This is a genomic window from Micromonospora sp. NPDC052213, from assembly GCF_040679695.1.
Classification (GTDB): Bacteria; Actinomycetota; Actinomycetes; order Mycobacteriales; family Micromonosporaceae; genus Micromonospora.
On record NZ_JBFAVI010000037.1, the window covers coordinates 41,733 to 49,435 of the forward strand.

Sequence of the window (7,703 nt, forward strand, 5' to 3'; positions counted from 1 at the left end):
GTCAGCGTTCGGCGGCTCCCCGTCCCCGTCGCCCGAACGGCACGACGGCCGCCTCCTGGCCGTGGCTGAGCAGGTAGCCCTCCACGAACCCGGTGTTCCGGTCGCCGCTGCGTTCCTCGATCTCCTTGAGCCGGCTCACCAGGAAGTCGGCGAGCGCGCTGATCCGGTCGTTCAGCCGGTCGTGCAGCTCGGCGACCACGGCCAGGACGACCGCGGTGCCGGCGGTGGTGAGCGCGAGGAGGTTGACGAGCAGGGGAAGCTGCCCGCCGTTCACCGCCAGCGTCACCACGTTTCCGGTCACGCCCAGTGTCACCGACACGGTGGCGATGACGACTGCCGTCCACTTCAGGGTCATGGACAGACCCCTCCTTCTGTCCCGCAGGGCTGGGTTCGGCCTTGTCCCGTCCCCCCGCCGACGACGAGCCCAAGCAGTACGAATAGGGACGCTAGCGTGCCCGTTCCGGCCCCGGAGCGAAACGAATGGGTCTGACCTGCTGTTCTTTCGCCATCTGAGGAACTAGCCGGCCTGTTTACCTCGTTTTCGGACATCGGCCGGCATGGTCGGGCGATATGCGAGGTAACGGATGGTCTCCCGGATGTGGAACTTCTCCGCGTCCGAGACGTCGGGATCGACGAGGCGGCGCAGCAGCGCCTCGACGTCGGGGTCCATCGGCGGCGGGGTGGGGGTGCTGCGGGGCGTCGCCGTGCGGTCCCAGCCCAGCGCGACGAAGGCGGTCGCCGGGTTGAGCCCCAGGCCCTCGCAGAACGCCACCACGCGCTCGGCCTCCGGGTCGCTGGCCCAGTCGCCCCGGACCCAGCGGTTGATGGTCTGCCGGGAAACCCCGGTGCGACGGGAGACCTCGGTGCCGGTCCAGGCCCGGGTGGCCCGGGCCTCGTCGAGCGCCCGACGGACGAAGGTGGCGAAGGCGATCTTCCGTGCGTTGGCCGTCTCGGTCACGTCGTGACGGTACGACCCGCCGGCCAGTCGTGCCCGTCCCGGCACGCTGGTGTCACGCGGACGAGACGCGAATGTCGGCCTGCCGGTAAACGATCCGGCACTGCTTCTGAGGGGTGTCACCTGGGCAGAGTAGGTGCCCGTAGAGGCGGAGTAAACAGACGAAAAGCTGATACTGTCACGCCCATGAGACAACCTACGGTGTGTCACGTGCATGAGACGATCAGTGCTCACATGCGTCACGCCCCCGGCGCGAGGGGGGTGTGGTGACCGAACTCGCCACCCGAGCCCAGGCCTTCGGCCTGATCGCGGAGGGAGTGGCCGCCGGCCTGAGCGCGCCCTGGCGCCTCTACGTCGCCCGGGGCTGCCGCTACCTCTCGCTCAGCGTCGGCGACCGCACCGAGTGGGACACCTGGCGTACCCACCTGGGCTGTCCGGAGCTCAGCGTCCGGGTGTACGACGCCGGCGGCGAGATCCGCCGGGCCTCGGTGGCCGAGGTCGTCCTGGACGGCTGCCGGATCAGCGTCGAGCTGGTCGAGGAGGTCGGCACGGACGACCTGGATCGGCTCCTGGTCGCCGATCCCACCTCGATCGAGCCGGAGGAGCGATGACCGGGCACCCGCGGCGCACCGGAGCCGCCGGATGAGTCCCTTCCTCGCGGTCTTCCTCGTCCTCGTTCTCGGCGCCACCAGCTACGCCGCCGGACGGCTGCACGGGCAGCTCAGCTACCGGATCGGCTACCGGTTCGGCTACCGCCAGGGCTACTTCGACGGCGACCGGGGCGCCTGGAACCGACGCCGCCGCGACGCCCAGGCGGCCATCGCGTCGGCGCTGGCCGGCCCGTCGCCCACCACCCGCGTCACCGGCACGGTCGTCCGGCCGGGCACCACCTACACCGGCTCGTCGTTCGCGGCGCCGGCCGCCCCGGTCACCGGGCGGCATCCGACCGGCACCCTCGTGCGGCGGACCGGTTGAGCCCGGTCGACGGGGATCCCGAGGCCCCGTCGGCCGGTACCCAGGGCACGGTGCGTCGTCCGCGGCGGACACGCACCGTCGGGACCACGTCAGACCGGTGACGGTGGTCCCACCGGCCGGGATGCGCGCAGGGGGCATGCATCCCGGCCGGTTCCGCCGCCGACGCCTGTTAACGTGCCGGTCCCCGGAGATCCACGATCGCCCTCTAGCCCGGAGGGTCCGACGCCGCTAGCGTCTAGGCATGGCACGGGGTTCTCCCGAGCCAGCCGGTCCGCCCGGATCTGCGACCTCGCGCACGGGGTTCCGCATCCGACCCCGTGTCCCCGGGCACCGGAGGAGGCGGAACGCGGGTGGCGGATGCCCATCCGTCGGAGCAGGCCTGTGACGACTCGCCGTACGACCGCCGGGGCCGACCGGACCACGGCCGCGACTGCCACGACCCGCCGCACCACCCGGAGCCGCCGCGGGCCGTCCGCCGCTCCGGCCGACGCCGAGGAGCCCCGACCAGCCGGCCAGGCGTTCGTCCTGGACACCTCGGTGCTCCTCTCCGACCCGGCGGCCTTCCACCGCTTCGCCGAGCACGAGGTGGTCCTGCCCCTCGTGGTGATCTCCGAGCTGGAGGGCAAGCGGCACCACCCGGAGCTGGGCTGGTTCGCCCGGCAGTCCCTGCGCATGCTGGACGAGCTGCGGGTCAGGCACGGGCGGCTCGACCGCCCGGTGCCGGCCAACGACTCCGGCGGCACGCTGCGGGTGGAGCTCAACCACGCCGACGACGGTGTGCTGCCGCCGGGCTTCCGCACCGACTCCAACGACGCGCGGATCCTCTCCGTCGCGTTGAACCTCGCCGCCGAGGGGCGGGAGGTGACCCTGGTCAGCAAGGACATGCCGCTGCGCGTCAAGGCGGCCTCGGTGGGCCTGCGGGCCGACGAGTACCGGCACGGCCAGGCCAGCGACCCCACCTGGACGGGGATGTCCGAGCTGGAGCTGGCCGAGGAGCAGATCGGCCGGCTCTACGCCGGCGAGACGCTCGACCTGGACGCGGCCGCCGGGCTGCCCTGCCACACCGGCCTGGTGCTGCACTCCGCCCGCGGCTCGGCGCTCGGCCGGGTGCTGCCCGACAAGACGGTACGGCTGGTCCGCGGCGACCGGGAGGCGTTCGGGCTGCACGGCCGCTCGGCCGAGCAGCGGATCGCCCTCGACCTGCTGCTCGACGAGTCGGTCGGCATCGTCTCGCTGGGCGGGCGGGCCGGGACGGGCAAGTCCGCCCTGGCCCTCTGTGCCGGGCTGGAGGCGGTGATGGAGCGCCGGCGGCACAAGAAGGTCGTGGTCTTCCGCCCGCTCTACGCCGTCGGCGGGCAGGAGCTGGGCTACCTCCCCGGCTCGGAGTCGGAGAAGATGTCGCCCTGGGCGCAGGCGGTCTTCGACACCCTCGGCGCGGTGGTGCACGAGAACGTGCTGGAGGAGGTCACGTCGCGCGGCCTGCTGGAGGTGCTGCCGCTGACCCACATCCGGGGCCGGAGCCTGCACGACGCCTTCGTGATCGTGGACGAGGCGCAGTCGCTGGAGCGCGGGGTGCTGTTGACCGTGCTCTCCCGGATCGGCCAGGGCTCGCGGGTGGTGCTCACCCACGACGTGGCTCAGCGGGACAATCTCCGCGTCGGCCGGCACGACGGGGTGACCGCGGTGATCGAGGCGCTCAAGGGCCATCCGCTCTTCGCTCACGTCACCCTCAGCCGTTCGGAGCGTTCGCCGATCGCCGCGATGGTGACGGACCTGCTGGAGGACATCCCGCACTGATGACCGTTATCTGGCCGATTGTGCCGATAATTTGAGTGACCCAAGTCACAATTGCGCCTGTTGGTTTCCCATCGGCCTCACCGTGCGCGATGGTGTCCAACGAGCGCCCACGTACCGACAAGATCGTTGGTGATCGTTCGTCACACCGACATCTCCACCCCCGGTGCGTCGGCTGCGACCGGCACAGGGTCGGGGCGCTCGCGGCGCGGACCCACCCCCTGACGGGTGCCCGCGCCGTGTCCTTGCCCCCGACGAAGGGACCACTTCGTGAGTCGGCTGTGGAGCCGGTTCGGCGCCCGCACGGCCGCTGTCGCGCTGCTCTCCGTGGGCGTTGCCGGCGGTGTCTACCTGGGCGAAGACCGACAGACCCAGCAACAGGGCCTCACCGCGCAGGTCGGCGCCGCCGTGGAGGAGGCCGAGTTCGACTACCAGCGCGAACGCCAGGCCGCCCACCAGGTGCAGTCGGCGAGGCAGCGGGCCGCCGAATACCAGGCGAAGCTGCGCGCCGCCGCGGCGGCCAAGGAGGCCGCCCAGCGGGCCCGCGAGGCCGAGGCCGCCGCCGCGTCGCGGAAGAAGGCGCGGGAGGCCGCCGCCAAGGCCGCGGCCGAGAAGGCCGCCGAGAGCAAGCCGTACGACGGGCCGATCCCGGCGTCCTGCGCGGAGTTCAGCGGCAACCGCGAGGTCGGCTGCGCGCTCATGGTGAAGGCCGGCTTCGGGATGGACCAGTTCCCCTGTCTGGACAAGCTCTGGACCAAGGAGAGCGGCTGGAACCACAAGGCCCGCAACTCCTCGTCCGGGGCGTACGGCATCCCGCAGGCGCTGCCGGGCAGCAAGATGGGCTCGGTCGCCGACGACTGGCAGACCAACCCGGCGACCCAGATCAAGTGGGGCCTCGGCTACATCGAGGGCCGCTACGGCTCGCCCTGCAAGGCCTGGGCGCACTCCCAGGACGTGGGCTGGTACTGACCGACCGACCGGAGGCGGGGTGTGTGGGCGTCCACACACCCCGCCTCCGTCGTCGGGGCGTACGGATCGCCGCAGGAGTGGCGGCACGGGCCGTCACCTGATAGCTCTTGACGGGTGACCCTGCACCCGCGAAGCGGCGATCCGCACCGGTTCGGCACCGAGGCGTTCTACGCCGCGCTCGGCCGGGCCTTCGTCGCCATGTGCGCGGTGGTGCCGTTCCTCTTCCTCATCGAGGCCCTCGACCAGGGGCTGGCGGCCGGCTTCGACGCCGCCGCCGGGATCATCCCCAAGCGCATCGACGGGCTCGACGGGGTGTTCTTCTCGCCGTTCCTGCACCACGGCTTCGACCACCTCTACAGCAACAGCATCCCGCTGATCCTGCTCGGCACCTTCGTGCTCGCCGCCGGCGCCCGCCGGTTCCTCTGGTCGACGCTCGTCATCGTCCTGGTCAGCGGGCTGGGGGTGTGGTTCACCGGCTCGTCCAACTCCGTGGTGGTCGGCGCGAGCGGCGTCATCTTCGGCTACCTGGGCATCCTGCTCATGCGGGGGATCGTCGAGCGGAGCTGGTGGAACTTCGCGGTCTTCCTGCTGGTCGGCCTGCTCTACGGCTGGCAGCTGGTCGGCATCCTCCCCACCGACGAGCGGATCTCCTGGCAGGGGCACCTGTTCGGGCTGCTCGGCGGGGCGGTCGCCGCGATCATCTTCCGGCGCCGCCGGGACGACCTCGGTGGCCCGTACCGCTCGGAGTCCACGCTCACCCTGCCCTGAGCGCCGACGCGCCGGCCGTGCGGCCGGTGGGACGTGCTTGCCCGGGCACACCGCCGGCCCTACCGTCGGGATCAGCACGCGTTGATCCGTGAGCGGAAAGCGACGGTACGCCCATGCGCGAGGTCGATGTCGCGGTGATCGGGGCCGGTCCGGCCGGGTTGTTCGCGGCGTACTACGCCGGCTTCCGCGGGCTCTCCGTCGCGGTCGTCGACGCGCTGCCCGAGCCCGGCGGCCAGATCACCGCCATGTACCCGGAGAAGCTGATCCACGACGTGGCCGGCTTCCCGGCGGTCAAGGGGCGGGACCTGATCGCCAACCTCGTCGCCCAGGCGGCGCCCTTCGACCCGCGCTACCTGCTCGGCACCCGCGCCGAGAAGCTCTCGTACGCCGACGGGCGGCCGGTGCTCGGCCTCGCCGGGGGCGAGCAGCTCGGTTGCGGGGCGGTGATCGTGACCGGCGGGCTGGGCAGCTTCACGCCCCGCCCGCTGCCGGTGGCGGAGCACTTCGCCGGTACGGGGATCGTCTACTTCGTACCGCAGCCGACCGAGCTGGCCGGCCGGGACGTGCTGATCGTCGGCGGCGGCGACTCCGCCTTCGACTGGGCGCTGACGCTCCAGCCGCTGGCCCGCTCGGTGACGCTGGCGCACCGGCGGGAGAAGTTCCGCGCCCACGCCGCCACCGTCGCCCGGGTGCTGGAACTGCCGGTGCGCATGATCGTCAACGCGGAGGTGACCGGGCTGCACGGCGACGGGGCGGTGACCGGCGCCGAGATCACCGTACGCGGCGGCGCCGCCGCCGAGCTGCTGCCGGTGGACACGGTGGTCGCCGCCCTCGGCTTCACCGCCGACCTCGGCCCGCTGGCCGAGTGGGGGCTGCGGCTCGACCGCCGGCACATCGTCGTCGACAGCGCGATGGCGACGAACCTGCCCCGGGTCTTCGCGGCCATCGACCCGAGCGCGCACCTCTTCCCCGGGCACTCCTCCGACGGCACCTGACGCACCGGTACCGGATGCCGCCCCGGCCGTGGCCGGATCGAGATCAATGGCTGCGACGGTGGGCGGATGAGCGTCCCGGCCCCACACCGTGACGGCGCGCCGGCGACCCTGGCCTGGCTGGGGCACCCCGCGACGGTCGCCGCCCTCGTCCTCCTCGTGGTCAACGACCACCTGCTCAAGGCGGCCTTCCCCGGCGCGCTGACCGGCAAGCTCAGCGACGTCGCCGGCCTGGTCCTCGCGCCGCCGCTGGTCGCGGTGCTGCTCACCCTGCTGGCGCCGCGGCTGCCGGCCCGCACCGCCGCCGGGCTCGGGCTCGGTCTCGTCGCCGCCGGCTTCACCGTGGTCAAGTCCACCGGGTACGCCGCCACCGTCGCCTCGGCGGCCTGGAGCGCCGTCAGCGGGCCCTCGCTGATCCGGGCGGACCGCACCGACCTGCTCGCCCTGCCGGCCCTGGCCCTCGCGGGCTGGTGCTGGGCCCGGGCGCGGCGGGAGCCGGTGCGGCGGCGGTCCGCCCGGCTGGTCCGCCTGCTGGTGCTGCTGCCGGCGGCGACGCTCGCGGTGGCGGCGACCAGCCCCGTCCACTATCCCGACGCCGTCCGGGCAGCGGTCCTCGACGAACGGTTGGCGGCCGGCATCGGCCACGGCTACGCCGACCAGGTCTTCGGGAGCACGCCCGACTGGCGAATGAGCGATGACGCCGGGGTGACGTGGCGCGATCCGACGAGGAGCGAGATCGAGGCGCTGACCGGCACGAACGGGCCGGTCGCCGGCCCGGTCAGCCGGGGCTGCTCGACCGCCGTGCCGGCGCGCTGCTACCGGGTGGTCCCCGGCCGGCTCGCGGTGGAGCAGAGCGACGACGGGGGCCGGAGCTGGCACCCCGCCTGGGCGGTGACCGAGGCGCAGCGGGCCGTCCTCCTCCGGCAGTACCCGGACCCGGGGCCGCGGGGGGAGCGGATCGCCGCCCAGGAGCTGACCGTGCGGGACACCGGCGACGGCCGGCACGTCGTGCTGGTGGCCAACGGTCGGGACGGCTTCGCCCTCCGCCGGCCGGACGGGACCTGGGAGCGGCTCGGCTTCGTCGACGCTCAGGTGGGCGGGTACCCGTTCGACGGACGCCCGCCGGCGCTCGGCCGGAGCACTCCGGCCGAGCGGGGCGCGCGGACGCCGCGCCGAGCAGCAGGCCGTGCTCGGCGTGGACGGTGACCGCGTTGCGGGCCAGCGCCAGGTACGGGGCCAGCGCCGCCCGG

9 protein-coding genes are annotated in these 7,703 nt (G+C 73.2%); 7 read left to right on the forward strand and 2 right to left on the reverse strand.

Going from position 1 to position 7,703, the window contains the following annotated elements:
- Position 1 precedes the first annotated feature (1 nt).
- Both AB0L34_RS12490 and AB0L34_RS12495 read right to left on the reverse strand, forming a co-directional pair.
- The gene (locus AB0L34_RS12490; RefSeq protein ID WP_363704352.1) at positions 2-355 is read right to left on the reverse strand and encodes a hypothetical protein; all 354 of its coding nucleotides are present in this window, start codon (positions 353-355) and stop codon (positions 2-4) included.
- Between the two features lie 162 nt (positions 356-517).
- The gene (locus AB0L34_RS12495; RefSeq protein ID WP_363704354.1) at positions 518-958 is read right to left on the reverse strand and encodes a helix-turn-helix transcriptional regulator; all 441 of its coding nucleotides are present in this window, start codon (positions 956-958) and stop codon (positions 518-520) included.
- Between the two features lie 263 nt (positions 959-1,221).
- On the opposite strand from AB0L34_RS12495, the gene AB0L34_RS12500 reads away from it, so the two are divergent.
- The 7 genes from AB0L34_RS12500 to AB0L34_RS12530 all read left to right on the forward strand — a co-directional run bounded on the left by AB0L34_RS12500 (position 1,222) and on the right by AB0L34_RS12530 (position 7,659).
- Positions 1,222-1,566 (forward strand): hypothetical protein, encoded by a 345-nt coding sequence (locus AB0L34_RS12500; RefSeq protein WP_363704356.1) that lies wholly within the window; start codon positions 1,222-1,224, stop codon positions 1,564-1,566.
- A gap of 31 nt (positions 1,567-1,597) precedes the next feature.
- Positions 1,598-1,930, forward strand: a complete 333-nt coding sequence (locus tag AB0L34_RS12505) for a hypothetical protein (RefSeq protein ID WP_357458317.1) — start codon at positions 1,598-1,600, stop codon at positions 1,928-1,930.
- 381 nt (positions 1,931-2,311) lie between these two features.
- A complete protein-coding gene (locus AB0L34_RS12510; RefSeq protein WP_357458314.1) occupies positions 2,312-3,727 on the forward strand; it encodes a PhoH family protein in 1,416 nt (471 codons plus the stop codon).
- 267 nt (positions 3,728-3,994) lie between these two features.
- Positions 3,995-4,693, forward strand: coding sequence for a lytic transglycosylase domain-containing protein (locus tag AB0L34_RS12515; RefSeq protein ID WP_363704359.1), 699 nt, complete (start codon positions 3,995-3,997; stop codon positions 4,691-4,693).
- 114 nt (positions 4,694-4,807) lie between these two features.
- Positions 4,808-5,461 (forward strand): rhomboid family intramembrane serine protease, encoded by a 654-nt coding sequence (locus tag AB0L34_RS12520; protein WP_357458311.1) that lies wholly within the window; start codon positions 4,808-4,810, stop codon positions 5,459-5,461.
- Between the two features lie 113 nt (positions 5,462-5,574).
- A complete protein-coding gene (locus tag AB0L34_RS12525; protein ID WP_363704361.1) occupies positions 5,575-6,456 on the forward strand; it encodes an NAD(P)/FAD-dependent oxidoreductase in 882 nt (293 codons plus the stop codon).
- 66 nt (positions 6,457-6,522) lie between these two features.
- Positions 6,523-7,659, forward strand: coding sequence for a hypothetical protein (locus AB0L34_RS12530; RefSeq protein ID WP_363704363.1), 1,137 nt, complete (start codon positions 6,523-6,525; stop codon positions 7,657-7,659).
- Positions 7,660-7,703 lie beyond the last annotated feature (44 nt).

Excerpts from the sequence above, each read along its gene's own strand:
- AB0L34_RS12490 (WP_363704352.1), bottom strand. The coding sequence starts at position 355 with ATGACCCTGAAGTGGACGGCAGTCGTCATCGCCACCGTGTCGGTGACA.
- AB0L34_RS12505 (WP_357458317.1), top strand. The coding sequence starts at position 1,598 with ATGAGTCCCTTCCTCGCGGTCTTCCTCGTCCTCGTTCTCGGCGCCACC.
- AB0L34_RS12525 (WP_363704361.1), top strand. The coding sequence starts at position 5,575 with ATGCGCGAGGTCGATGTCGCGGTGATCGGGGCCGGTCCGGCCGGGTTG.
- AB0L34_RS12530 (WP_363704363.1), top strand. The coding sequence starts at position 6,523 with ATGAGCGTCCCGGCCCCACACCGTGACGGCGCGCCGGCGACCCTGGCC.